Raw genomic sequence first — 23,508 nt, forward strand, 5'->3', positions numbered from 1 at the left:
GGGGGGGGGGGGGGGGGGGGGGTGGGTGGTGGTGGGGGGTGGGGGTTTGGGCCTGGAAGGCCTTTTTGGGGTGGGGGTTTTTTTCCCCCCGGGGGGGGGAAAAACCCCCCCACAGCGCCGGAGGCGCCTATCGTGGGCGCGTGCCGATCCGGAAGACCGCGACCACGCTCGCCGACGGGCGTGAGCTCCTCTACTTCGACGACACCGAGCCCTATGCCAGCGGTGGCGCGACCCGGGAACTGCGCGATCACCGCGCCCTGCCGCCCACCGTGGTGACGTCGACGATGCGCCAGGACGTGTTGACCGGCGAGTGGATCACCCTCGCCTCCCATCGCAACAGCCGCACCTTCCTGCCGTCGACCGCCGACTGCCCGCTCTGCCCGACCGGCCCCGGCGGCCCGGCCACCGAGATTCCCGCCGCCGACTACGACGTCGCGGTGTTCGAGAACCGGTTTCCGTCGTTCGCGCGCAGCGCCCCGGATCCGGCCACGGAACACGTTGACGGCGAAGGAATCTGGGCCCAGCGGGCGGCGGCGGGCCGGTGCGAGGTGGTGTGCTTCACCAGCGACCACGACCGCGGGTTCGCGGAGCTGTCTGCGGCGCGGGTGCGTACCGTCCTCGCGGCGCTGGTGGACCGGACCCGGGAACTGTCCGCGTTGCCGGGGATCACGCAGGTGTACTGCTTCGAGAACCGCGGCGAGGAGATCGGGGTGACGTTGGGGCACCCGCACGGCCAGATCTACGCGTACCCCGCGCTGCCGCCGCGGACCGAGGCGCTGCTCCGGCAGTCGCGGGCCCACCACGCCCGCACCGGTCGGGTCCTGCTGCGCGACGTACTCGACGCCGAACGACGCGCGGGACGCCGGATGGTCCTCGAGGGGCGGCACTGGAGCGGGTACGTCCCCGCCGCGGCCCGCTGGCCGGTCGAGCTGCACGTGGCGCCGCACCGGGACGTCGCGGACCTGACCGAGCTGACCGACGCGGAACTCGACGAACTCGCCTCCGTGTACCGCGACGTGCTCTCCCGGCTGGACCGGTTCTTCGACGGCGTCACCGCGCTGCCGTACGTCGCTGGTTGGCACCAGGCGCCGATCGGTGTCGGCCGCGAGCTGGGCAGGCTGCACCTCCAGGTGTTCTCGCCGATGCGGGCGCCGCACCGGATGAAGTACCTCGCGGGGTCGGAATCCGGGATGGGGGCGTGGATTTCCGATGCAACGCCGGAGGCGATTGCGGCACGACTGCGGGAGGTCGCGCCCGGCGGGACCGGCTCGTGACCGAGTGGGTGGCGCCGATCCCCGCCCCCGATCTTGCGGTCGCGGCGGCGTTGGCGTTTCGTTCCTGGTTCGGGGTGGACCCGGACGGGGTGTGGTCGGCGCCGGGCCGGGTCAATCTGATCGGCGAACACGTCGACTACGCGGGCGGACTGTCGATGCCGATCGCGCTGCCGCATCGCACCGCGGTCGCCGTCCGCGGGCGCGCCGACGGCGTGCTGCGGGTGCGGTCGGGCGCGGCCCGGTGGGACGGCACGGTCGCCGAGGTCGCGCCGGGCGCCCCCGGTGGGTGGGCCGGATACCTCGCCGGGGTCGCGTGGGCGATGCGCCGGGAGGGGTTGCTGCCGGACGACTTCGGCGCGGATGTGACCGTCGTGTCGGCGGTCCCGATCGGCGCCGGGCTGTCGAGTTCGGCCGCGCTCGAATGCGCGTTGGCGATCGCGGTCGCGGACCTGGTCGGGCTGACGACCGACGACACCGGCCGGGCCCGGCTTGCCGGGTGCTGCGTCGCCGCGGAGAACGAGATCGTGGGCGCCCCCACCGGCGGTCTGGACCAGGCGATCGCGTTGCGCGCCACCGCCGGTCACGCGTTGCTCGTCGACTCCGGGGACGGCTCGGTTGCCCCGGTCCCGGTCGACCTCGAGGCGGAGGGTCTTGCCCTGCTGGTGATCGACACCCGCGCCCCGCACCGCCTGGTCGACGGGCAGTACGCGGAGCGTCGGCGGTCGGTGGAGGCGTCCGCCGAGCGGCTCGGGGTGCCGTCGCTGCGTGCCGCCGACGCGTCGGACGTCGCCCGGTTGGCCGACCGGACGCTGCGCAGGCGCGCCGGACACGTGGTCACCGAGATCGCACGGGTGCGGGGGACGGTGGCGCTGATGGCGTCGGGCAGGGTCGCTGAGATCGGTCCGCTGCTGACCGCGTCGCACGTTTCGCTCCGCGACGACTTCGAGGTGTCCTGCACCGAACTGGACAGTGCCGTCGACGCGGCCCTCGCCGCCGGTGCGCTCGGCGCCCGGATGACCGGCGGCGGGTTCGGCGGTTCGGCGATCGCGCTGGTCGAGGAGTCCGCGATCGGCCGGGTTGCCGCGGCGGTGGCGTCGGCGGCGGCGTCCCGCGGACTGGTCACACCGGGGTTCCTCCTGGCCGGTGCGGGCGGCGGCCCCGCGCACCGCATCTGCTGACCGCCGCCCCCTCGCAATGCGTTGAATGGGGGTTCATGTGCGAATTCCGGCGACCGGATGGCACATGAACCCCCATTCAATCCGTGGAGGAGGGGGGTGAGTCGACGTGCGCGAGGATCTTGCGGCCGGTCGCGAGCACCAGGATCGCCGCGACGGTGCAGGCGGCACCGACCCAGAACGGCAGATTCGCGTGGGACTCACCGAGTTTGCCCGCCACCCACGGCGCGGCAGCACCGCCGACGAACCGGACGAAGCTGTAGGACGCGGACGCCGTCGAACGCTCGACCGGCGCGGAGATCATCACGGTCTCGGTGATCAGGGTGTTGTTGACGCCGAGGAACAGTCCGGCCAGCACCACGCACACGACGAGGATCGCCCTATTGTCGGTGAACAGTGCCATCACCGCGAGGTCGACCGCGAACAGGGCCAGCGCCAGCATCATCATCGGCAGCGTGCCGAACCGGCGCTGCAGGCGCGGCGCCAGGAACACCGACGAGATCGCCAGTGCCAGACCCCATCCGAAGAAGATGAAGCCGATCGGGTAGGCGCCCATGTCGAGCGGAAACGGGGTGTAGGCGAGCAGGGTGAAGAACCCGTAGTTGTAGAGCAGTGCGGTGACCGCGACCGTCAGCAGGCCGCGGTGTCGCAGCGCGAGGAGTGGGGCGGCCAGCGAGGTGCGGCCGGACTTCGGGGCCGGGGTGGTGGGGAGCATGACCACGATCAGGATGAAGGCGATCGCCATCAGCACCGCGACGCCGAAGAACGGTGCGCGCCAACTGACATCGCCGAGGATGCCACCGACCAGCGGGCCAACCGCGATGCCGATGCCGAGCGCGGCCTCATACAGGATGATCGCCTTCGCGACACCGCCGGACGCGGCGCCGACGATGGTGGCCAGTGCCGTCGCGATGAACAGGGCGTTGCCCAGGCCCCAGCCGGCGCGGAACCCGATGATGCCGCTGACGGTGTCGGAGGTGCCCGCGAGGGCAGCGAACACCACGATGATGGCGAGCCCGGTCAGCAGCGTGCGCTTGGGGCCGATGCGGCTCGAGATGGCGCCGGTGACCAGCATGGCGACGCCGGTGACCAGCATGTAGGAGGTGAACAGCAGGGACACCTGGGAGGGCGTCGCGTCGAGTTCCTCGCCGATCGGCTTGAGGATGGGGTCGACAAGGCCGATGCCCATGAAGGCGATCACGCTGGCGAAGGCGACCGCCCACACCGCCTTTGGTTGGTGCAGGATGCTGGTGCTCTCCGGCTGGGTTGTCGGGGCCGTGGCGGTGGTGGTCACGGTCACCTCCTTCGTGCGTCGAATGTGTTGCTACTGACTGTGTTGCGAGTTCTTCACGGCCGCGCGGAGATCGTGCAGGCCCCGGGAGATGCGCTGCACGCGGTCGGCGTCGCGGCCGTGCAGGTGGGCGGCGAGGGCGGCGCCGACGTGGTCGCGCGCCGCCGCGAGCCACGCCTGTCCGTCCTCGGTCATCTCGACCACGACGGCGCGGGAGTCCTCCGGATCACGTTGCCGCCGTACCAGTCCCGCGGTGCCGAGCTGCTTGAGCAGGGCGGTGGCCGTCGGTTGGGAGGAGCTGTCGAGGCGGGCAAGTTCGCTGACCCGCAGCGGGCCGTACTCCTCGAGCAGGGACAGGGCGCGCATCCACGGGCGGGGCTTGGTGTCGGTCGAGATGGACGAGGCGAGCCGGGTGAAGCGGGACGCGTTGGTGACGAGTTCCGCGAGCGCCCGACGCAGGTCGGTCTCGGGGTCGGTGTGCACGCCGGGGTCGTCTGCTGTCGCCATGGAAGCAAATTATTGCATAGCGCAACTATATATGTAAACCGGCGTGCTGCGGGGGAGGTCGCCGAATCACACCGAGCGCACCGCGTCCGCGAATGCGGCCATCCGGGCCGGATCCTTCACGCCCCGATCGGATTCGATGCCGCTCGAGACGTCAACGCCCCACGCGCCCGACGTCCGCACCGCCCGCGTCACATTGTCCGGGGTCAACCCGCCAGCCAGGATCCACCGGCCGGTCGGCAGGGCGCTGCGGTCCTGCCAGTCCCACGTCACCCCGGCCCCCGCGACCGCGCCGTCCACCAGCAGCAGGTCCGCGCCGAAGGTCTCGGCCGGGTCGGCGGCGCCGCCGCTGTTCACCGCGCGGATCACGGACAACCCGTGCGCGTGCAGCTGCGCGACGTCCGCGGCGGACCGCAGGTCGTGCACCTGCACGTGGTCGAGGTTCGCGGTGCGCGCCGTTGCGACGACCTCCGCGAGCGGCACGCCGACGTAGACCCCGACCGCGAGCGTTCCGGACGGCACCCGCGATCGCAGTTCCGCAGCCCGCTCGGGCGACACCCGGCGGGGGCTCGCCGCGAGCACAAACCCGACGGCGTCCGCGCCGAGGCCGACCGCCAGGTCGACCGTCGCCTCGTCGCGCAGGCCGCACATCTTCATGAACGTCATGGGTTCGGATCCTCCATCGGGTGTTGGACCCGAGGATATTCGGTGCGGCGCGATCGTCCCACGCCCGCCGGGGCGGTGGCTACGCTCGCGGCGGACGGATCGGCGAGCGAAGGGATGACGATGAAGGTCGAGCATGTGGTGTTCCTCGGGGCGAGCGCGGCCACGGTGGTCGGCGCGGTCACCGGAGACGAGCGGCTGCAGCGGATCGCCAAACCCCTGATCGCGCCGGCCCTTGCCGCCCGGGTGCTGCGCCGCAGCACGGGCCGGGACCGCGTCGACACTGCCCTGCTGCTCGGGTCGCTGGCCGCCGCGACCGTCGGCGACGTGTTCATGATCGACCCCGACGACGACACCCGGCTGACGAACGGGGCCCGCTCGTTCGCGGTCATGCAACTCGGCTACTCGGCGGTCCTGGCCCGCCGCGGCGCCCGCCCGACCGCGCCGGCCCTGGTGCCGCGCCTGCTCGGGTGGCTGGGGGCGGCCGGGTTGCTGCGCGCCAGGGCCCGTCGCGTCGCCCCGACCCTGACCGCGTACGGCGCGGTCCTCGGCACCACCTCGACGCTGTCCGCGGACCCCGCGCTCGCGCCGGGCGCGCGGGTCGTTGCGGGGACCGTCGTTCCCGGCGCCGACCCGCGGAGCAGGCTGGGGCTCGGCGGGCTGCTGTTCACCGGTTCCGACGCGCTGATCGTGATCCGTCGCCTGTTCGTCCGCGGCGAGACCGGACGTCGGGCGGCGGAGGGTGTCGTCCTCGCCAGCTATGCCGCCGCGCAGGCGCTTCTCGTCGAGGGCATGACGGCGTAGCCGCCGGGTCGGCGGCGACGGGCACGCCGTAGGGTCGTTCGCGATCCAAACCGAAAGGGGAGTGCTGGTGGGTTCACGTCGAGTGCTGACGGTGCTGGGGGCGGTGGCCGCGGCGGCGCTGCTGGCGTCCTGCGGAACATCCGACGCGGACGAGGTCGCGACCCCGACGACGACCGTGGTGTCGACGACGACCGCGACCGTCCCGCCCGTCACCAGCACGGCCCCGGCCACCACCACGACCGTCGAGCCGACGACAACCACGGCGGCACCGCCCACCACCTATCGCCGCAACGAGGCCGTGTACTTCACCGCACCCTCCGGCGGATTCCAATGCGGCATCATCGAATTGGCCACCCGCACCGAAGCGGGCTGCCAGGGCACCACCACCCCGGTCCCGCCGAAGCCGGAGGACTGCATGATCAACTGGGGCAGCGGCATCCGGGTCACCGGCGCGGGGCCGGCGGAATTCCTGTGCGCGGGCGGACTGATCTACACCTCCGGCGAGGCCGATCCGGTGCTCCCGGTCGGGGAGAGCATCGCGTCGTTTGGCTACACCTGCACCTCCGAAACGGCGGGCGTCACCTGCCGCAAGGACGACACCGGTCACGGATTCCGGATCGCGGCCGAGTCGAACGAGACGTTCTGACCGCGCCCGGGTCCCGGACCGCCGCCGACGCCCCCGGCGCGGGACAATGGCAGTCATGAATGCGATCGGCCCCGACAGCGGCGAGGAGTCCGGACCCACCGAGTGGGGGGAGCACCCGCACGGCGTCGGGCCCTGGCACCTCGAACACGGCGACCCGATCCCGGACGATCCGCGCTACGACCCCGACCTGCTCGCCGCCGGGGACCGGCGCAACGTCGTCGACGCCTACCGGTACTGGAGTCGGGAGGCGATCGTCGCGGACATCGACGCCCGCAGGCACCCGTTCCACGTCGCGATCGAGAACTTCGGGCACGACGCCAACATCGGCACGGTGGTGCGCACCGCCAATGCCTTCGCCGCGTCGGCCGTGCACATCGTGGGCCGCAGGCGCTGGAATCGGCGCGGCGCCATGGTCACCGACCGCTATCAGCACATCGTGCACCACCCGAGCGCGGAGGACCTGTTCGAGTACGCGGCCGTCGAGGATCTCGCGATCGTCGCGGTCGACAACGTGCCCGGGTCGGTGCCGCTGGAGACCGCGCACCTGCCGCGCGAGTGCATCCTGCTGTTCGGGCAGGAGGGTCCCGGAGTCAGTGACCACGCGAAACAGTCGGCCGCGATGACGGTCTCCATCGCGCAATTCGGTTCCACCCGAAGCATCAACGCCGGGGTTGCCGCGGGGATTGCCATGCATGCCTGGATCCGCCAACACGCGGATCTCGGACTGTCGTGGTAGCGAATCGTCACATAAGTAGGCAAGATCTGTTGTCATGCAGCACGAGTGGTCGACGCGGGCGGACGCCGCGGAGGAGGCGGTACTCACCCGGCACGTCCGGCGCCTGTGGGCGCTGCCCGGCACCAGCCTCGCCGTCGTCGCGTGGCCCCCGGTTCGCCGGGAGCGGCTGTTCTTCACCTGGCACTACTGGTGGCAGGCGCACTTCCTGGACTGCATCGTCGATGCGGCCGACCGCAACCCCACCCCGCGGCGGCGGCGACGTATCACGAAAATCGGTCGCTCCCATCGGATCCGGAACATCACCGGGTGGACCAACCACTACTACGACGACATGGCCTGGCTCGGCCTCGCGTTGGAACGGGCGCAGCGGCTGCACCACCTCGACTTCCGGTCCGCGATCGGCGACCTGGAATCGCAGGTCTTCGACGCGTGGGCCCCGGAGTCCGGGGGCGGCATCCCGTGGCGGACCCGCTCCGACTTCTACAACACGCCGGCGAACGGACCCGCCGCGATCCTGCTCGCCCGCACCGGACGACTGCTGCGCGCGCAGGGGATGGCGGACTGGATCGACGACACCCTCCGCGACCCGGCGACCGGCCTGATCCTCGACGGCATCCGGTTCCCGCCCGGGAAGCCGGTCCCCGCCGGCATCCTCGACCGCGCGGTCTACAGCTACTGCCAGGGCGTCACCCTCGGGATGGAAACCGAGCTCGCGGTGCGTCTCGACGAGCCGCGGCACCGGCATCGGGTGCACGCCCTCGTCGAGGCCGTCGACAAGCACCTGACCGAGGACGGCGTGATCGTCGGCGGCGGGGGCGGCGACGGGGGACTGTTCGACGGGATCCTCGCCCGCTACCTCGCGCAGGTCGCCGCGCAGCTGCCCGGCGACACCGAGGCCGACCAGCGGGCGCGGCGGCTGGCCGCCCAGCTGGTCGTCGACTCCGCCGACGCCGCCTGGGAGAACCGGCTGCAGGTCGAGGGGCAGCCGCTGTTCGGGTGCGACTGGGCGCGCTCGGCCCGCATGCCCGGATACGGCAACGGGATCTCGACGTTCACCGGGGGCACCGTGCACGCCTCCGACATCGCCGAGCGGGACCTGTCGGTGCAGCTCGGCGGGTGGATGCTGATGGAGGCCGCATATGTCGCGGCGGGCACCCTCGAGCGGCGGGGCTCGCGACGGTTCCGGGCCTGACCCGCGGCGGACGCTTGCACCCGACGTCGCGTCAGGTTCTACCGTGGCGGGCATGACCGCGACCAAGGACACCTGGACCCTCGACGAGACCCTGGCCCGCGTCGGCGCGCTGACCGGGATCCACGTCCACGTCGCGGGCCCGGAGACCGGCGCCCCCGAGGTGGCGTGGGGTGACGTCTTCCTCTACCCGGCCGGCGCGGCCGCCCCGGACGACCGGTTCCCGGTCGCGACGATCGTCACCGGCGACTACCCCGGCTTCGACACCGCATCGGATCTCGACCGGGCCGGGGTATACCGGCTGAACATCCACGTCGGCCGCGACCGGTTCCGTGATCTGCTCGGCTATGGGCCCGAGGGGCACGCCGCCCGCCGCGACGACCACGACTACCGGGAGCAGGACCGGCTGCTGCCGCATCCCGTGTACGCGGCCCAGGCGTGGGTGTCCGTGGTGAATCCGGGACCGCGGTGCGGCGCGCTCGCGATCGACCTGATCGGCGAGGCCCGCGAGCGGAACGTCCGCCGTGGCTGAGCATCCGGTCGGCCGGGTCGCGGCGATGTCCGGGACATCGGTGCGCACCCTGCACCACTACGACCGGATCGGACTGCTGACACCGCACGCCCGGACCGCAGCGGGCCACCGCCGGTACACCGACACCGACCTGGCCCGGCTGCGCCGCATCCTGTACTACCGGGCGCTCGACTTCCCGCTCGACGAGATCGCCGCGCTGCTCGACGACCCGGACCCGGACGCGCACCTGCGCCGCCAGCACCGGCTGCTGCGGCAGCGGCGGGCCCGGATCGCGGCCCTACTCACCGAACTGGAGCGGGAGATCGAGGCCCGCGGCCGCGGCGTCGCCCTCTCCGCCGCCGAGCAGCTCGAGATCTTCGGCACCGACCGGTTCGCGGACCTGGTCGCGGCGGCCCGCGGCGCAGGCGACGACTGGCGGGCCACCTCCGCATACGGCAGCGCGGACTGGCGGGAGATCAAGGCCGAGGCCGAGCAGCTGATCGCCGAGTTCGCCGAGGCGATCGCCGCCGGGGAGCCCGCCACCGGCGACCGCGCCACCGCGGCCGCCGAGGCGCACCGCAGGCACCTGGAACGCTGGTTCCACGACTGCGACCCGCAGCGGCACGTCACGGTGGCCGAGCAGTACGTCGCCGATCCGCGGGCCATCGCCGAGTGGGACGCGGTCGCCCCCGGCTACGCCCGGTACGTGCACGACGCGATCGTCGCGAACGCGCGGCGTCAGTCCACCTCGTAGTCCACGAGCGGTTTCGCGAGTTCCCGCCGGTACTGCCGGACGCCGACCACGGTGCCGACGACCAGCGCGGTCACCAGGACCGTCAGCACCGCGGGCATCAGCCACGGCACCCGTTCCAGGTATTCGCCCGCGTAGTAGCCGAGCAGCAGCAGCACCGGCGCCCACGCCAGCGCGCCGAGCGTGCTGGCGACGGTGAACCGGCGGTGGTTCATCCGGGCCGCGCCCGCGACCAGCGGGCACAGCGTCCGCACCCACGGGATCCACCGCGCGATCAGGACCGACCAGAATCCGTGGCGGTCGAGCAGCGCGTTGACCTTGTGCAGGTTCTCGGTGTTCACGTAGCGGCCGTCGCGGCGGGCGGCGAGGTGGTGCCCGCCGCGATGCCCGATCGCGTACCCGACCTGGTTCCCGGCGATCGCGGCGATCGCGGCACCCGCCGACAGTGCCCACACGTTGCCAGCGCCGGACGCATGACCGGCGAGCACGATCCCGGCGGTCAGCAGCATCGAATCCCCCGGCAGGAACAGCCCGACGATGAACGCGCACTCCAGGAAGACGAACGTGAGGACCAGCACCCACACCACCACCGGCCCCACGTTCTCGAAGGGCCCCGGATCGGCGGCGGCGAGCAGCACGGTCAGGGAGTGCGTTCGTCCGAGGCGGACGCCCCGGCGGCGGCCTGCTCCCCGCGACGCGACGCCAGGATCCGCTTGCCGACCTCGATGATGATCGGCACGACGGAGACGAACACGATCAGCAGGAAGATCAGGTCGACGTTGTCGCGGATGAACCCGATCTGGCCGAGCAGGTAGCCGAGCAGGGTGACGCCGGCACCCCAGGCGATGGCGCCGACGACGTTGTAGGTGAGGAACACCGAGTACTTCATCTTCGACGCGCCGGCCACCAGCGGGGCGAAGGTGCGCACGATCGGCACGAACCGGGCCAGGAAGATGGTGATCGGCCCGTGCTTCTCGAAGAACGCGTGCGACTCGTCGATGTAGCTCTTCTTGAAGAACTTCGCGTCGTTCGACTTGAACAGGGCGGCGCCGCCCTTCGCGCCGATCCAGTAGCCGACCTGGTCGCCGAGGAACGCGGCGATCGGGATCGTCACCAGCAGCACCCACAGCGGCGCGAACGGCTCGACCTCGGTGGACTTCGACGCCGCGATCAGGCCAGCGGTGAACAGCAGCGAGTCGCCGGGCAGCAGCGGGAACAGCAGACCCGACTCGATGAACACCACCAGCAGCAGACCCACCAGCATCCAGGTGCCGAACGAGTTCAACAGGTTGACCGGGTCGAGGAAGCCCGGCAGCAGCGCCAGGTTCGTCACGGAATCCCGGCCATCGGTCACGAGGTCAGCTGCTGCCTGCATATTCACGCGGACCAGGGTACCGACGCCCGGCGGGCCGGCCACCGGGCGCCCGATCCGCGGACGCGCACGCGACGTCGCGCGTCGAAGTTGCCATACTGCTAGGACCACGCGTGTGCCGCCACGACCGGCCGACGCGCACCAGACACGCCGACATGGAGGTCAGCCGCCGTGCCCATCGCAACTCCCGAGGTTTACGCCGAGATGCTCGGTCGGGCCAAGGAACACTCCTTCGCCTTCCCTGCCATCAACTGCACCTCGTCCGAGACGATCAACGCGGCCATCAAGGGCTTCGCGGACGCAGGTAGTGACGGCATCATTCAGTTCTCCACCGGCGGCGCCGAGTTCGGCTCCGGTCTCGGTGTCAAGGACATGGTCACCGGCGCCGTCGCGCTCGCCGAGTTCGCGCACGTGATCGCCGCCCGGTACGACGTCACGATCGCGCTGCACACCGACCACTGCCCGAAGGACAAGCTGGACACTTTCGTCCGCCCGCTGCTCGCGATCTCGCAGGAGCGCGTCAACGCCGGCCGGAACCCGCTGTTCCAGTCGCACATGTGGGATGGCTCGGCCGTGCCGATCGACGAGAACCTGCAGATCGCGCAGGACCTGCTGAAGCTGTCGAAGGCCGCGAACATCATCCTCGAGGTCGAGATCGGCGTGGTCGGCGGCGAGGAGGACGGCGTCGAGGCCGAGATCAACGACAAGCTGTACACCTCGCGCGAGGACTTCGAGAAGACCGTCGACGCGCTCGGCGTCGGCGAGAACGGCCGGTACCTGCTCGCCGCGACCTTCGGCAACGTGCACGGCGTCTACAAGCCGGGCAACGTCGTCCTCAAGCCGGAGGTCCTCGCCGAGGGACAGGCCGCGGCCGTCGCGAAGCTCGGGCTGGCCGCCGGGTCGCAGCCGTTCGACTTCGTCTTCCACGGCGGCTCGGGCTCGCTGAAGTCGGAGATCGAGGAGTCGCTGCGCAATGGTGTCGTGAAGATGAACGTCGACACCGACACCCAGTACGCGTTCACCCGGCCGATCGCCGGGCACCTCTTCGCCAACTACGACGGCGTCCTCAAGATTGACGGCGAGGTCGGCAACAAGAAGGTCTACGACCCGCGCAGTTACCTGAAGAAGGCCGAGGCGGGCATGACCGCCCGCGTCGTCGAGGCGTGCAACGACCTCAAGTCCGCGGGACGGTCCGTCTCCGCGTAGCGCATCCGATGAGGGCGCGGTCCCCGCAGGTCGCGGCTCGGGGACTGCGCCCTCGTCCGCGCGGATCTACGCTGGCCTCATGCGCATCGCCGTCTCCGGGGCCAGCGGGCACATCGGTGGGGGAGTCGCGGACCTGCTCGCCGCCGCGGGGACGCCGACCACCCTGATCGGCCGCGACCCGTCCCGGCTCCCCGCCCTGCCCGGCGCGACCGCGGCCCGGGGGAGTTTCGGTGACCCGGCCCTGCGCGACGCGCTGCGCGGCGCGGACACCTTCTTCATGGTGTCCGCGGTCGAGAGCGTCGACCGCGCCGCCCGGCAGCGGCAGGCCGTCGACGCGGCGGTCGCGGCCGGGGTGCGACGCATCGTCTACGTCTCGTTCGTCGCAGCGGGACCGCACTGCACGTTCACGTTCGGCCGGGACCACTGGGACACCGAGCAGGCGATCCGCGACAGCGGCCTCGCGTTCACGTTCCTGCGCGACAACATGTACCTGGACCTGATGCCGGGCATGATCGGGCCCGACGACGTCATCCGCGGCCCCGCCGGGCACGGGCGCGCCGCGATGGTGGCCCGCGCCGACGTGATCGAGGCGGCGGCCGCGGTGCTGCGCACCGACCGCTACGACGGGCGGACGCTGGAGCTGACGGGCCCGGCCGCGCTGTCCCTCGCCGACGTCGCGGACGCGTTGACCGCGGCGCTGGGACGTCCGATCGGCTACCACCGCGAGACCCTCGACGAGGCGTACGCGTCCCGCGCCGGTCTCGGCGCCGAGCGGTGGGAGGTGGACGGCTGGGTCAGCTCCTACGCCGCGATCGCGAACGGGGACCTGGGCCGGGTGAGCGGCGATGTGCGGCGGGTGCTGCACCGTGACCCGGTTGGCATCGCGGCGGTGTTCCCGCCGCTCGCCGACCTGTGACCGGTCGAGCGCTGACCTGTGACGTCCTCACGGCCGACTACCAGGGTTTCGGGGCTCTTCCCGTTTCCGAGACGTCCCGAGACTGGCCGCGCATGCCGAACGCATCCCACTCGGCGGCTACCTGACCGATGTTCTGGAAACGACCGTATATGAAACGTCGCCGGCCCGGATCGGCGACCGGCGACGACGAGTGTTCCGAAACTCGTGTCCATAACCGACGTTTCAGAATCAGCGGTGTCGGTGAGTTGTGGAACACTCACCGCCCGTGAGCGAACTTTTGGGCTACGCGAGGGTCTCCACCGCCGACCAGACCCTCGATCTGCAGAGCGACGCACTCAGCGCGGCGGGGTGTTCGAGGATCTGGACCGAGACCGCGAGCGGTGCGACCACCGCCCGTCCGGAGCTCGACGACCTGCTCTCACACCTGCGCGACGGGGACACCCTCGTGGTGTGGCGACTCGACCGCCTCGGACGTTCCCTGCCGCACCTGCTCCAGACGGTCGAGGACCTCGAGGCCCGCGGCGTCGGATTCCGATCGGTGACCGAGGCGATCGACACCACCACCGCCGGCGGCAAGCTCATCTTCTCCATCTTCGGTGCCCTCGCCGCCTTCGAGCGGGACCTCATCCGCGAGCGCACCGGTGCGGGCCTTGCCGCCGCGCGGGCCCGCGGCCGCGTCGGTGGCCGGCCAGCGAAGATGACCCCGAAGGTCAAGCAGGCAAAGGTCATGCGCGACAACGGGATGACCCAGACCGAGATCGCCGAGATCCTCGACGTCGGCCGCACCACGCTGTACCGCCACCTCAAGTAGGACATTGGGCGATCGCAGCGCGTGCGGGCACAATCGGCGCCGTGACTGACTGGAAACAGGCCCGAGTCGAATCAGCACTACGTGGGCAGAACCCGACGGTCCTCGCTCGGCTACCCCAAGCATTCGCCGCGATCGGCGACGTCCAATGGCTGCCCGGCTACTGCGTCCTACTGACCGACGATCCCACCATCACCCAGCTCAGCGACCTCCCACGGCCACGATGCCTCGCCTACCTCGAGAGTATCGACCGACTCGCCAGCGCCGTCGAGCACGCTTGCCGACAGGCTGACAGCCAATTTCGTCGAGTAAACATCGAGATCCTCGGCAACACAGACGCCTTCCTCCACACCCACATCTGGCCCCGACACGAATGGGAACCCGAGCAATACCGCCATATGCCCGTGTGGCTCTACCCCTCAGACCGGTGGACCGATCCCTCCCATGCCCTCACCCCTGCGCACGACTCCCTACGTGTAGCAATCACGAACGGACTGGACACGTAGCACGATCCGGGACGTCGCCACCGTCGAGGATGCCAACGACGACGGGACGGCAAATCTGGCCCTGCAAGGGCGATACCGGACTATCTCGACCCGGGCGACGACGCCTCGCGCCAGCACCTTGGATGAACTTAAACGCCATCTGACGGCGGCCGAGAACAGCGCCACATATCGCCGCAACTCACCAGCGTCAGTTACGCGCTTCATCGTGTCGGAAAACGTTGTTTCTCGACAAGTCGACCTGGCTGCCAGCGGTGTCGGCCCGACGATGGAGAGCCTCCTCAGCCGCGGCGTCAACCCGCCAACTGTGGATTGGGGACTGATCCAGATCAGTGCCAGCATCGCGCCCAGCTTGCTCGCGGCGTGGATTGGTGTCGTTCGCAGGGCTGGTCGCGCTGCGGTGTAGGTAGATGACACCGCGGTCGGGGTCGAGGCTGAACGGTGACCCGTCGGCGCTGTGAGTGAGTCGCGTCGTCTGCAGTCGATGCTGCTCTTCGACCGCATGCCGGGTGGACGGGGTGATCAGTTCTTGCGCGGCGTTGAACAATCCCGCCGCACCGTTGCCTCCACCCATCCGGCGCCAGTGGATCCAACCCCATTTTTCCGCCCACACCCCCACTCGATCGAGCGCCACGACGAACCCGACGATCCCGGCCATGCCCAGCAGAAGGCTCATGACTCCTCTGTACCAGAAGTCCGGAAAGTCGCGGTCGACAACACCGTCGACGTCAGCGCTCGTCGGCTCGACCACGAATGTTGTCATGGCAGGCGACGCTAACAGCGACACCGTCCCCCTCGTCGATCCCCGTACAGAACAACTGGGACGGCGACCGAGTCGCCGACGGCTCTGTGGCAATCTGACCGGATGGTCGACCAGGCAGGGGAATGGGCGAGGGACCACCGTGTACCGGGAAGCGACATCGACAAGATCTGTGGTGAACCCGATGTCCGTATCGTGACTGACTGCCCACTCGGAATGTTGGAGGGGGGCGTATGAGATGGATCTATGTGGTCGCCCATCCCGAGGCCACTCACCACGTCGATGACATCGTCGGCGGCTGGTACGACTCCGAGCTGACCGCGCGAGGTCGCTCTGATGCGAAGGTGATCGCGGCGCGTCTGCGCGAGCTCATTCCGCCTGGTGCCGTTCCGCCGCTGTACTCGTCGGATCTCCAGCGCACCGTCCAGGCCGCCCGTCCCATCGCGGAACTGTTCAGCCTTGAGCCGGTGTTTCTGCCGGATCTACGCGAGAAGTCATACGGGATCGCCGGAGGGCGTCCTCAGGCATGGCTTGACGCACGTTTCGTGGCCCCGCCGCGGGTCGGCGAGCGTTTGGACCACGACGAAGGGATCGAGGGCGCGGAGACGAAAATGGAGTGGGTCACGCGTGTCTATCGCGCAACCGATCGCATCGCAGCTGAAAATTCCGAGCATCAGATCATCGTCACTCACGGCGGCTCTGCCAGCTGGGTTATCGCTGCATGGCTACGACTGCCGATCGCCGCCTGCTCTTACGCGTCCTTCCGTGCCGACCCCGGCAGCATCACCGTGCTTCGGGAGGACGATTACTTCTACAACCGCACGTTGCACACTCTCGGGGATCTCGGCCACCTTCGGCCGGTCGTCGGTCCGGCTTAGCGATCGACGAGAGGGACGCCGCCGGGAACTCGGTCGGTGCGCATGCCATGACAGACTCGGCCGAATGGACCTGTTCCCAGCGATCGAACCGTCCGACTCGGGGCACCTCGCGGTGTCCGATGGCAACTCGGTGTACTGGGAGACCATCGGCATCTCGACGGGTCTTCCCCTCCTCTATCTCCACGGAGGTCCGGGATCCGGGTGCACCGTGGGAATGCGCAGGTTCTTCGACCCGACCGCGTTTCGTGCGGTGTTGTTCGACCAGCGTGGCTGCGGGCGCAGCACACCCCGTGCCGACGATCCGGCCACCGACCTCTCCACGAACACGACCGGTCATCTCATCGCCGACATCGAGCGTCTTCGAGAACACCTCGGAATCGAAAGATGGGTCGTCGCTGGTGCGTCCTGGGGCGTGTGCCTCGGGTTGGCCTACGGGCAAGCGCATCCCGATCGGGTGATCGGGATGGCGTTCGGTGCGATCACCTCGGGTAGACGCATGGAAGTCGAGTGGATCACCCGCGATATGCGGCGCATCTTTCCCCGGGAGTGGGAGCGGTTTATCGAGCCGGTCCCGGAGGGCGAGCGAGGAGGCAACCTCGCCGCGGCCTACGGGCGTCTGCTCGCCCATCCCGACGCCGCTGTTCGCGAGCACGCAGCGCTGCGCTGGTGCGCGTGGGAGGACACCCACATCTCGCTCGCTCCCGGATGGACGCCATCCCGCAGGTACCAGGACCCCGCCTTCCGGATGGTGTTCGCGCGCCTGGTCACCCACTATTGGGGCAACGATCACTTCCTGCGCGAGAACCAACTGATCGACGGCGTGACGCGGCTCGCTGGAGTCCCCGCGATTCTCGTGCACGGTCGATACGACGTGTCCGGCCCGCTCGACACCGCGTGGGAGCTTTCCCGCCGGTGGGACGGCAGCCAGCTCGTCGTCGTCGACGATGCTGGCCACGGCGGGGGGAGCTTCATCAGCGAGTTCGTCGAAGCGATCAACTCTTTCGCGAGGACGGCCGACGCTCGCCAACCCGATCTTGATCGGCTGAACGGTGTGAGTGCGGACGTTCGTCGCTGACCACAGTCGGTCCTGGATGGCGATCGATGAGGGGGGACGGGTTGTCGCTGTAACGTCGTTTGCCGTGACGGCATTCGTGATCGAGCCGACAACCGCTGACGTCGACGGTGTTGTCGACCTGCTGGGACTCGCTGCGGGTGGATCAGATCCCGAGCGGCTCGATCGTGTCCGTGCGCGCTATCTAGCCGGGCGGGCGAAGCTGGCGGCGGCGTTCGCAGATGGCCGTCTCGTCGGGATCGTCGGCTACCGACACACTGACTATCGGAATACCTACGGCAGAACCGAACTGCTGCATATCGCCACGAACCGGCACTGGCAACGGAAAGGTGTGGGCGCCGCGATGGTCCGGTGGGTTGAAGCGCAGTACCCCGGAGACCCGATCGAAGCTCAGACGGATCGCGAAGCAGTCGGGTTCTACCGGTCGATCGGCTTCAGCACCACATCGCTCGGCGAGCTGTATCCCGGAGTCGAGCGCTTCCGAGCGGCCTTGCGGCATGTGTTGCTCGCGGACCCTCACTGGCTGGCTGGAGGTGTTCTGTTTGACGATCCCTCCCCAGGCCACAACCGAGTACGCACAGTGCGTGTCGGTGGCTCCTGGAACGATCGGTCGATGCATCCTGTCGTTCGCTCCGTCCACGACCTCATTTCCAACATCGAGCCACTCGACGACCTCGAGCGTGAACACCTCTCAGATACTCTCTCCTGGGTCGAGAGCACCGACGACATCTTCCGCCGCGCTAAGCCGGCCACTCCACCACGTCACCTTGTGTCCTACGCGGTCGTGGTGGACCCATCCGATCAGAGCGTGTTCCTCGTCGACCACATCAAATCTGGGCTTCAGCTCCCCACCGGCGGGCACGTCGAACCCGGCGAACACCCCCTCGTTGCGGCCAGACGGGAGACGAGGGAAGAGCTCGGCGTAGAAGCCGACTTCACCATCGCTGGAACTGAGCCGATGTTCCTCACGGTCACGGCAACCGTGGGGGCCGACAACAACCATGTCGATGTCAGCCTCTGGTACGTGGTCGCAGCCCGTCGCGACACGCGGTTCACCCTCGATCCCCATGAATTTCGTGGCGGCCGGTGGTGGACAACGAGCGAAGTACTGACGAGCGACCCCCACCAGTTCGATCCGCACTTCCGTCGATTCATTGAGAAGTTGCGTTCCGCTGCTCCGGCCTCGGTCTAATGGCCGAGTCGGGCGCCATAGATCCGTTCATGCCGTCGAATCAGACTCGCTATGCCCGTCCTGTTTGGGGTTCCCGTAGCAATCGCGCACAGAACAACGAAATTCGCATGAACACCTGGTCAGGGACGACTACAGGTTCGACCTCAAGGAGCCGTTGCGGCATGGGGTGCAGTAGCTGACGCTCTGGCACCGCGGCCCATCTCGCTGTTCGGACACTGACGGATAACGATCGTTTCTCGACGGGTTCGACCACCTTGGTGCCGACCCAGGTCGCATCTGTCGAAAACCCGAGTCGAGAATCAACGTCGAATAACCATGCCGTGTCGTATTCTCGACACCGATGTTGATCGGCTACGCCCGCGTCTCGACCGAGGACCAGAACCCGGACCACCAGATCGACGCGCTGCTCCGTGCCGGTGTCGCGCTCGGCGACATCCACGTCGACTACGCCTCCGGCGCGAAGTCGTCACGCCCGAAGCTGGACCTGGTTCTCAAACTGCTGCGCGACGGCGACAAACTCACGATCACTCGGCTCGACAGGCTGGGACGGTCGGTGCTGCACCTGATCACCATCGGCGCGGAACTCCGGGAGAAGGGCGTGGGGTTGCGGGTTCTCGAACAAGGCATCGACACCGCCGCCCCCGAAGGGCGCGCCATGTTCGGGATGCTGTCAGTACTCGCCGAACTCCAACGCGAGCTCATCGTGGCCAACACCCGCGACGGACTCGCAGCAGCCCGAGCCCGCGGCCGCAAGGGCGGCCGGCCCCCGAAACTCACCGCCGAACAGATCGAACACGCCCAACGCCTCTACGACGCCGGCGAACACACCGTCGCCCATATCGCCGGCCTGCTCGGGGTGAATCGGACCACCCTGTACGGGCACCTGACGAAGACCGACAGCGCCCCGCCAGACACCGAGACACCCACCGCCACAACGCCCGCCGAACCCGAATCTCCGGTACGCAGAGCGACACGCGCCTGCCCGACCTGCGGGCACGAACCGACCACCCGCGCCGAGTGACGAGGCTCAAGAAGATTCCCCAGTCGTGCTCAAGGATTTTCCCCACCCGTGAGCTGGGTTCACTGTAACGGTTGTCGGGTTCCGGTGGCGGCTTGTCGGAGCTTCTCCGATCGTGCGTGGTGGTCGCGGAGGCGGTAGGAGTCACCGTCGAGATTGAGGACGACGGAGCGGTGCAGGAGCCGGTCGAGCATCGCTGCTGCGACGGTGTTGTCACCGAGGATCTCGCCCCACGACCCGACCCCCCGGTTGGTGGTGAGCACTATTGATGTCTTCATATACCGTTGCGAGACAACCTGAAACAACGCAGAGGCGGCTTCGCCGGGCAGTGGCAGGTAGCCGAGTTCATCGATCACCAACAAGGTCGGCCCGGCGTAGAACCGCATCGTCGTCGCCCACCGGCCCTCGATTGCCGCGCGGTGGCAGCGGGCCGCCAGATCGGCGGCGGTGGTGAAGTAGGTCCGATAGCCGGCGTGCGCCGCAGCCCGGGCCAGCCCGACCGACAGATGTGTCTTTCCGACCCCGGGCGGACCGATGAGCAGCACGTTCGTCGCTGTCTCGAGGTATCGGCAGGTGGCGAGCTCGTCGATCAGCTTCCGGTCGACCCCGGCGGCCGCGTCGTAGTCGAAGTCGTCGAGCGAGGCCGGGGTGGGCAGGCAGGCGAACCGGAGTCGGCCCGCCAGCCGGCGAGCTTCGGTGGCATCGACCTCGATCGACAGCAGGCGATCCAGGGCGGCGGTCATCGACAGGTTCTCCGCCGCCGCTTGATCCAGGACCGACGGCAACGCTTCGGCGGCGTGGTGAAGCTTGAGAACGGCGAGGTGACCACGCAGGCGTTGATAGAGGCTGGCCGCGTCCGTGGTGTTCGGAGCCGGAAGGCGAACAGAGGACGGCGTGGTGGTGTGGTCGGTGATCACAGGGTGTTCCTTCCCCGGACGGCACGCTCATAGATGGACAAGTCGTAGATGGCTGCATCCGATGCTGACTCGTCTGCAGTGCAGTTGTTTTCACGATCCTGCTGGCGGTGATCGTCGTGTGACTCAGCGCGGTTCGCTCGCAGCATCTGAGCGGCGGCGAGAGCATCGTTGCCGGGTGGGATGCGTTCTTTCCGGTTGTGTGGTCGACCGGTGTTCGCGCCGTCCATCGCTGCCTGTTCGAGGGCGTAGACGTGCCCGTGATCACGGACCGTTGCCCCGGTCCCGTCGGCCGCCAACCGGTGGCGTGCCACGGTGATCCCCGACGCGGTGACGACATCGATGACCTCGGCCCCGAGAACCTGGGTGACCGTCACCGCTGCCGCTGCCAACTCCGGCGGCACCGAATAGCGGTTACCCCGATAGGAGACCAACGCCTGCCGGGACACAACCCGGTCGGTGGACAGGATCGCCGGATACGCGGTCGCCGGCATCGGATGCAGCCCCTCCGAGGTGGCGATCGTCGCCACCGATGCCTTCCCGTCCGCTGTCGCCCGCAGTCGGGTGTCGCCACGCAGTCGGCAGAACCGGTCCAGACTCGCCTGCGCCTGCTCGACCGTCAGATCGTCCGGCAGTGTGCGCCACCAGCGTTGCGCTGCAGTGTGATTCGACTTCTCCACCGCACCCTTACGGTTCCCGCGCCGGGGTGGACAGATCGCGACGGACACGCCGTAGTGTTTCGCGACGCCAGCGAAGCTCGCGGTCACCTTCCCGGACTCGGGATGGCAGACCGTCGCCATCCGGTCGAACCGCCACACCCGGCTCACCCCGCCGAGGCCACGGCAGATTCGGTCGAGTCCGTCGACGACCTGCGGCTGCGTCATCGCCGGTGCCAGGACCCCACGCCACTTCCCGGAACAGGCGAGCGTCCCGACGAACAGATGTGCCACCCGACCCCACCCCCACGCCGCGGGCGGGTTCGGCAGGTCCACCCAATCCCACTGCGTCTCCTCACCCGGCGGGTGGTCGATGATCGCGTTCGGCCGCGCCGTCGCCGTCAGGCACGCCTGGCACACCGGTCGCAGGTTTAGCTCGCGGATCTTGCGGGTCAGCGTCTGATAGGACATCGCGTAGCCGAGGTCCTTGAGTTCGTCGCACAAGGTGCGCACCCACAGGTGCGGGTCGTCGATCAGGCGGGCGGTCACGTAGGCGACGAACACCTCGAACGGGTCCACCACAGCGCGTTTACGCACGCCAGGGCTGCGGGTGCCGTTCAGATACGCACGAACCGTCTTCCGGTCACGACCGGTGTGCCGGGCGATCGCCGAGATCGTCCAGCCTCGTTTGTGCAGGGCATGTACTTCCACATCGTCCTCCCATGTCAGCATGAGAAAGCAGGTCTCCTTCGATAGCCGATGCGTGGTCAGAGACCACCAGCATCGAAGGGGACCCGCCCTCATTGGCGGTGCCACACGGGTGAGCACTTTCGGTGAGCAGGGTTGAGCAGTTTCAATGAGCGCCATCAGTTACACCGAATCCTCGGGATTGTCCTGTGGGCCTCGGGCTTCGGGTGGTGAGGCTGGTAAACATGGTGAAGTCAGCTGGTCGAGGAAGGCGCGGTGGCGGAACAGTTGAGTACGACGGATGTCTTGTTGGCGGGTCCGCGTGGGCGCCGGCTGCTGCTGGCGTTCGCACTGGAGGCCGAACGAGTTCAGGGACTCGACGACGACAACGATGCCCTCCGATACGCGGTCACGCTGGCCGCGTATCACCTCGAGTCCGCTCGCGAGGGTGGGCGAGTGTCGTTTGGGTCCGGTGCGAACGAAGCTGCCCTGACCGTCGTCACGCCGGAGGATGTTGCGCATCGCTTGTCGACGGTGCCACTTCACGACGTGACGCCGACCGGGCTCCGATCGGCGCTCACCGACGCGGTCGACTCGGCGAGGTACTGGCAGGACCCCGAGGGTGAGGACGTGCTCACCACCACCGAACCGGTACGTTGCGAACTCCGCCGGATCGCCGAACACATCGCCCGATCGCCCCATACGCACTGGTGGACTGCAGGGCCCGCCGGAACCGAGCAATGGGCGTTGTGGACCTGGGGTGATGATCGCCCCGACCCTCCTACTCCCCCCGCGTCCACCGCCGCCGAACGCCTTCGTTTCTGGCGTGAGGAAACCACCGAAGCAGAGGAGCGGGCTGCACGTGATCGCCCGACCGACCCGTCTGCCAACTACTCCGCCGAGTGGTGGTCAACCCCGCTGGCCCGGTCCTCGACACGACAGCTCCCCGACGGGACGCCGGCGGAGTTGTGGTTCGTCGAGGACAGCATGGGGTGGGAGCGCGCCGTGATGCGCCGGGTGAGCATCCCGGCCGGAGCCCGCGTGTACGAGGTCGACAGCGCGCAGGCGTGGGCAGAGTTGTGCAGACGGTTCCCCGTCGAGGTGACCGCGCAGAAGCGACACGACTGGTACCGAACCACCGGGCGATCGGGACGGTGGGTCGTTCCCGACTGGACACGTATCGCCGACGAATACGCGGGCGTGCACCTCACGGTGGCGGGATACCTCGCGGCTGCGGGCACCGCGATTGACGTGGATGCTGACACGGCCAGTGTCATCGCGGGGTGGACTCCCGACGTCACCTACTGGCTTACCGACATCGCAGACGTCAACGGCGAGTTCCGGACCTGGTTGTGCGACACCACCGGCAGGCACCTCGCCTGGGTCGACGAAGCCCACCGATTGCAGTAGCGGAGGTTCCCGGGCCGCTCGGACAGTCGGCCCAAGCAGCACTGCGGACTGAGGGACTGCATTCGTCATAGTCGAATACGTCGCGTTACCACTAAACTGGACGAATCTCATCTGATGCCCGAACCCGTCACCATCGGAGATTCCCGACCCCCGCCGCCGGCCGATGTGATGATCGGAAACCGGCTTCCACCAGCATGAATTCCGTAACGCTTCTTATCGGCTGAGCTGCCGTTCGGGCGTCGTCGTTGCTGGTGCCTGTGGCCCCGACCGAGGTGTCGATACCGGCTTCGGCGACAGTCGGTGAAGGCCACGGACGTGTACTGGGCGAGTTCACCTCGTCGATGCAACAGTCCCGCGTCAACGGTTCCGATCCCCGGGATGCAGCTACGAAACAGCCCACTCCCAACCCGGAACATTTCCCAGCCTTTCTTGGCGCTCCGCGCTCAGTTTTCCCTTCGCGTAGTTGCTGCGCTGGAGGTGAACCGACCCGGGAATCTGGCCGCTCCTATGCTGGCGACATCTCCGGTTGGGGAGTCGATGGTTGAGCGTAGTAGGCCGCCTCGAACGTGTCG

24 protein-coding genes are annotated in these 23,508 nt (G+C 68.9%); 16 read left to right on the top strand and 8 right to left on the bottom strand.

From position 1 onward, the window contains the following. Positions 1-146 precede the first annotated feature (146 nt). Both galT and galK read left to right on the top strand, forming a co-directional pair. On the top strand, positions 147-1,274 hold the full coding sequence (gene galT / locus ACWF62_RS13505) for a galactose-1-phosphate uridylyltransferase (RefSeq protein WP_378508985.1): 1,128 nt from the start codon (positions 147-149) through the stop codon (positions 1,272-1,274). Continuing rightward, positions 1,271-2,452: a galactokinase gene (galK, locus tag ACWF62_RS13510; protein WP_452630311.1), complete on the top strand. Its 1,182-nt coding sequence runs from the start codon at positions 1,271-1,273 to the stop codon at positions 2,450-2,452. The genes galT and galK overlap by 4 nt, the downstream gene beginning before the upstream one ends. Positions 2,453-2,528: 76 nt before the next feature. Here galK and ACWF62_RS13515 read toward each other — a convergent pair whose 3' ends face one another. The 3 genes from ACWF62_RS13515 to ACWF62_RS13525 all read right to left on the bottom strand — a co-directional run bounded on the left by ACWF62_RS13515 (position 2,529) and on the right by ACWF62_RS13525 (position 4,910). Further along, positions 2,529-3,749, bottom strand: coding sequence for an MFS transporter (locus ACWF62_RS13515; RefSeq protein WP_452630312.1), 1,221 nt, complete (start codon positions 3,747-3,749; stop codon positions 2,529-2,531). Between the two features lie 24 nt (positions 3,750-3,773). Continuing rightward, positions 3,774-4,247 carry a MarR family winged helix-turn-helix transcriptional regulator gene (locus ACWF62_RS13520; RefSeq protein ID WP_378508926.1) on the bottom strand — a complete coding sequence of 158 codons (474 nt, stop codon included), beginning with the start codon at positions 4,245-4,247 and terminating at the stop codon, positions 3,774-3,776. A 66-nt stretch (positions 4,248-4,313) separates the two neighbouring features. Further along, on the bottom strand, positions 4,314-4,910 hold the full coding sequence (locus ACWF62_RS13525; RefSeq protein WP_378571165.1) for a phosphoribosylanthranilate isomerase: 597 nt from the start codon (positions 4,908-4,910) through the stop codon (positions 4,314-4,316). Positions 4,911-5,030: 120 nt separating this feature from the next. Here ACWF62_RS13525 and ACWF62_RS13530 point away from each other — a divergent pair, with 120 nt between their 5' ends. The 6 genes from ACWF62_RS13530 (at position 5,031) to ACWF62_RS13555 (ending at position 9,547) form a co-directional block, all read left to right on the top strand. Further along, the gene (locus ACWF62_RS13530) at positions 5,031-5,711 is read left to right on the top strand and encodes a lysoplasmalogenase family protein (protein ID WP_378571211.1); all 681 of its coding nucleotides are present in this window, start codon (positions 5,031-5,033) and stop codon (positions 5,709-5,711) included. Between the two features lie 67 nt (positions 5,712-5,778). Beyond that, positions 5,779-6,357: a DUF6636 domain-containing protein gene (locus ACWF62_RS13535; RefSeq protein ID WP_378508923.1), complete on the top strand. Its 579-nt coding sequence runs from the start codon at positions 5,779-5,781 to the stop codon at positions 6,355-6,357. 55 nt (positions 6,358-6,412) lie between these two features. Continuing rightward, complete coding sequence (locus ACWF62_RS13540) at positions 6,413-7,093, top strand: TrmH family RNA methyltransferase (RefSeq protein ID WP_378508922.1); 681 nt, start codon at positions 6,413-6,415, stop codon at positions 7,091-7,093. A 34-nt stretch (positions 7,094-7,127) separates the two neighbouring features. Then, the gene (locus tag ACWF62_RS13545) at positions 7,128-8,285 is read left to right on the top strand and encodes a glycoside hydrolase family 76 protein (protein WP_378508921.1); all 1,158 of its coding nucleotides are present in this window, start codon (positions 7,128-7,130) and stop codon (positions 8,283-8,285) included. Positions 8,286-8,337: 52 nt separating this feature from the next. After that, complete coding sequence (locus ACWF62_RS13550; protein ID WP_452630313.1) at positions 8,338-8,814, top strand: DUF6194 family protein; 477 nt, start codon at positions 8,338-8,340, stop codon at positions 8,812-8,814. Further along, positions 8,807-9,547 carry a MerR family transcriptional regulator gene (locus ACWF62_RS13555; RefSeq protein WP_452630314.1) on the top strand — a complete coding sequence of 247 codons (741 nt, stop codon included), beginning with the start codon at positions 8,807-8,809 and terminating at the stop codon, positions 9,545-9,547. The genes ACWF62_RS13550 and ACWF62_RS13555 overlap by 8 nt, the downstream gene beginning before the upstream one ends. Here the strand turns inward: ACWF62_RS13555 and ACWF62_RS13560 are convergent. Both ACWF62_RS13560 and ACWF62_RS13565 read right to left on the bottom strand, forming a co-directional pair. After that, the gene (locus tag ACWF62_RS13560; RefSeq protein WP_378508918.1) at positions 9,532-10,182 is read right to left on the bottom strand and encodes a DedA family protein; all 651 of its coding nucleotides are present in this window, start codon (positions 10,180-10,182) and stop codon (positions 9,532-9,534) included. The two genes, ACWF62_RS13555 and ACWF62_RS13560, sit on opposite strands and share 16 nt — an antisense overlap. Positions 10,183-10,184: 2 nt before the next feature. Continuing rightward, positions 10,185-10,919, bottom strand: coding sequence for a VTT domain-containing protein (locus ACWF62_RS13565; protein WP_452630325.1), 735 nt, complete (start codon positions 10,917-10,919; stop codon positions 10,185-10,187). 168 nt (positions 10,920-11,087) lie between these two features. Here ACWF62_RS13565 and fbaA point away from each other — a divergent pair, with 168 nt between their 5' ends. From fbaA to ACWF62_RS13580, 3 genes are all read left to right on the top strand, one after another. Then, positions 11,088-12,122, top strand: a complete 1,035-nt coding sequence (gene fbaA / locus ACWF62_RS13570; RefSeq protein ID WP_378508917.1) for a class II fructose-bisphosphate aldolase — start codon at positions 11,088-11,090, stop codon at positions 12,120-12,122. A 79-nt stretch (positions 12,123-12,201) separates the two neighbouring features. After that, positions 12,202-13,038: an NAD(P)H-binding protein gene (locus ACWF62_RS13575; RefSeq protein WP_452630315.1), complete on the top strand. Its 837-nt coding sequence runs from the start codon at positions 12,202-12,204 to the stop codon at positions 13,036-13,038. A gap of 265 nt (positions 13,039-13,303) precedes the next feature. Next, on the top strand, positions 13,304-13,849 hold the full coding sequence (locus ACWF62_RS13580; RefSeq protein ID WP_452630317.1) for a recombinase family protein: 546 nt from the start codon (positions 13,304-13,306) through the stop codon (positions 13,847-13,849). Between the two features lie 690 nt (positions 13,850-14,539). On the opposite strand, the gene ACWF62_RS13585 is transcribed toward ACWF62_RS13580, so the two are convergent. After that, on the bottom strand, positions 14,540-15,112 hold the full coding sequence (locus ACWF62_RS13585) for a hypothetical protein (protein WP_452630318.1): 573 nt from the start codon (positions 15,110-15,112) through the stop codon (positions 14,540-14,542). Between the two features lie 230 nt (positions 15,113-15,342). On the opposite strand from ACWF62_RS13585, the gene ACWF62_RS13590 reads away from it, so the two are divergent. The 4 genes from ACWF62_RS13590 to ACWF62_RS13605 all read left to right on the top strand — a co-directional run bounded on the left by ACWF62_RS13590 (position 15,343) and on the right by ACWF62_RS13605 (position 19,272). Beyond that, complete coding sequence (locus ACWF62_RS13590; RefSeq protein ID WP_452630319.1) at positions 15,343-15,987, top strand: histidine phosphatase family protein; 645 nt, start codon at positions 15,343-15,345, stop codon at positions 15,985-15,987. A 64-nt stretch (positions 15,988-16,051) separates the two neighbouring features. Beyond that, entirely contained in the window at positions 16,052-17,062 is a 1,011-nt protein-coding gene (gene pip / locus ACWF62_RS13595) for a prolyl aminopeptidase (protein WP_452630320.1), read from the top strand. A 64-nt stretch (positions 17,063-17,126) separates the two neighbouring features. Further along, positions 17,127-18,251, top strand: coding sequence for a GNAT family N-acetyltransferase (locus ACWF62_RS13600; RefSeq protein ID WP_452630321.1), 1,125 nt, complete (start codon positions 17,127-17,129; stop codon positions 18,249-18,251). Positions 18,252-18,591: 340 nt separating this feature from the next. Then, positions 18,592-19,272, top strand: coding sequence for a recombinase family protein (locus ACWF62_RS13605; protein ID WP_452630322.1), 681 nt, complete (start codon positions 18,592-18,594; stop codon positions 19,270-19,272). A gap of 59 nt (positions 19,273-19,331) precedes the next feature. Here ACWF62_RS13605 and istB read toward each other — a convergent pair whose 3' ends face one another. Then, a complete protein-coding gene (gene istB, locus ACWF62_RS13610) occupies positions 19,332-20,183 on the bottom strand; it encodes an IS21-like element helper ATPase IstB (protein WP_452630326.1) in 852 nt (283 codons plus the stop codon). After that, positions 20,183-21,571 carry an IS21/IS408/IS1162 family transposase gene (locus tag ACWF62_RS13615; RefSeq protein WP_452630323.1) on the bottom strand — a complete coding sequence of 463 codons (1,389 nt, stop codon included), beginning with the start codon at positions 21,569-21,571 and terminating at the stop codon, positions 20,183-20,185. Before ACWF62_RS13615 ends, istB begins: the two co-directional genes overlap by 1 nt. A gap of 288 nt (positions 21,572-21,859) precedes the next feature. Here ACWF62_RS13615 and ACWF62_RS13620 point away from each other — a divergent pair, with 288 nt between their 5' ends. Continuing rightward, a complete protein-coding gene (locus ACWF62_RS13620) occupies positions 21,860-22,936 on the top strand; it encodes a hypothetical protein (RefSeq protein ID WP_452630327.1) in 1,077 nt (358 codons plus the stop codon). Positions 22,937-23,508 lie beyond the last annotated feature (572 nt).

The organism is Rhodococcus sp. NPDC054953 (assembly GCF_053609225.1).

Excerpts from the sequence above, each read along its gene's own strand:
- ACWF62_RS13545 (WP_378508921.1), top strand. The coding sequence starts at position 7,128 with ATGCAGCACGAGTGGTCGACGCGGGCGGACGCCGCGGAGGAGGCGGTA.
- ACWF62_RS13530 (WP_378571211.1), top strand. The coding sequence starts at position 5,031 with ATGAAGGTCGAGCATGTGGTGTTCCTCGGGGCGAGCGCGGCCACGGTG.
- ACWF62_RS13605 (WP_452630322.1), top strand. The coding sequence starts at position 18,592 with ATGTTGATCGGCTACGCCCGCGTCTCGACCGAGGACCAGAACCCGGAC.
- ACWF62_RS13520 (WP_378508926.1), bottom strand. The coding sequence starts at position 4,247 with ATGGCGACAGCAGACGACCCCGGCGTGCACACCGACCCCGAGACCGAC.
- ACWF62_RS13575 (WP_452630315.1), top strand. The coding sequence starts at position 12,202 with ATGCGCATCGCCGTCTCCGGGGCCAGCGGGCACATCGGTGGGGGAGTC.
- ACWF62_RS13565 (WP_452630325.1), bottom strand. The coding sequence starts at position 10,919 with ATGCAGGCAGCAGCTGACCTCGTGACCGATGGCCGGGATTCCGTGACG.
- ACWF62_RS13540 (WP_378508922.1), top strand. The coding sequence starts at position 6,413 with ATGAATGCGATCGGCCCCGACAGCGGCGAGGAGTCCGGACCCACCGAG.
- ACWF62_RS13585 (WP_452630318.1), bottom strand. The coding sequence starts at position 15,112 with ATGACAACATTCGTGGTCGAGCCGACGAGCGCTGACGTCGACGGTGTT.
- ACWF62_RS13550 (WP_452630313.1), top strand. The coding sequence starts at position 8,338 with ATGACCGCGACCAAGGACACCTGGACCCTCGACGAGACCCTGGCCCGC.
- ACWF62_RS13525 (WP_378571165.1), bottom strand. The coding sequence starts at position 4,910 with ATGACGTTCATGAAGATGTGCGGCCTGCGCGACGAGGCGACGGTCGAC.
- pip (WP_452630320.1), top strand. The coding sequence starts at position 16,052 with ATGGACCTGTTCCCAGCGATCGAACCGTCCGACTCGGGGCACCTCGCG.
- ACWF62_RS13615 (WP_452630323.1), bottom strand. The coding sequence starts at position 21,571 with ATGCTGACATGGGAGGACGATGTGGAAGTACATGCCCTGCACAAACGA.
- ACWF62_RS13590 (WP_452630319.1), top strand. The coding sequence starts at position 15,343 with ATGAGATGGATCTATGTGGTCGCCCATCCCGAGGCCACTCACCACGTC.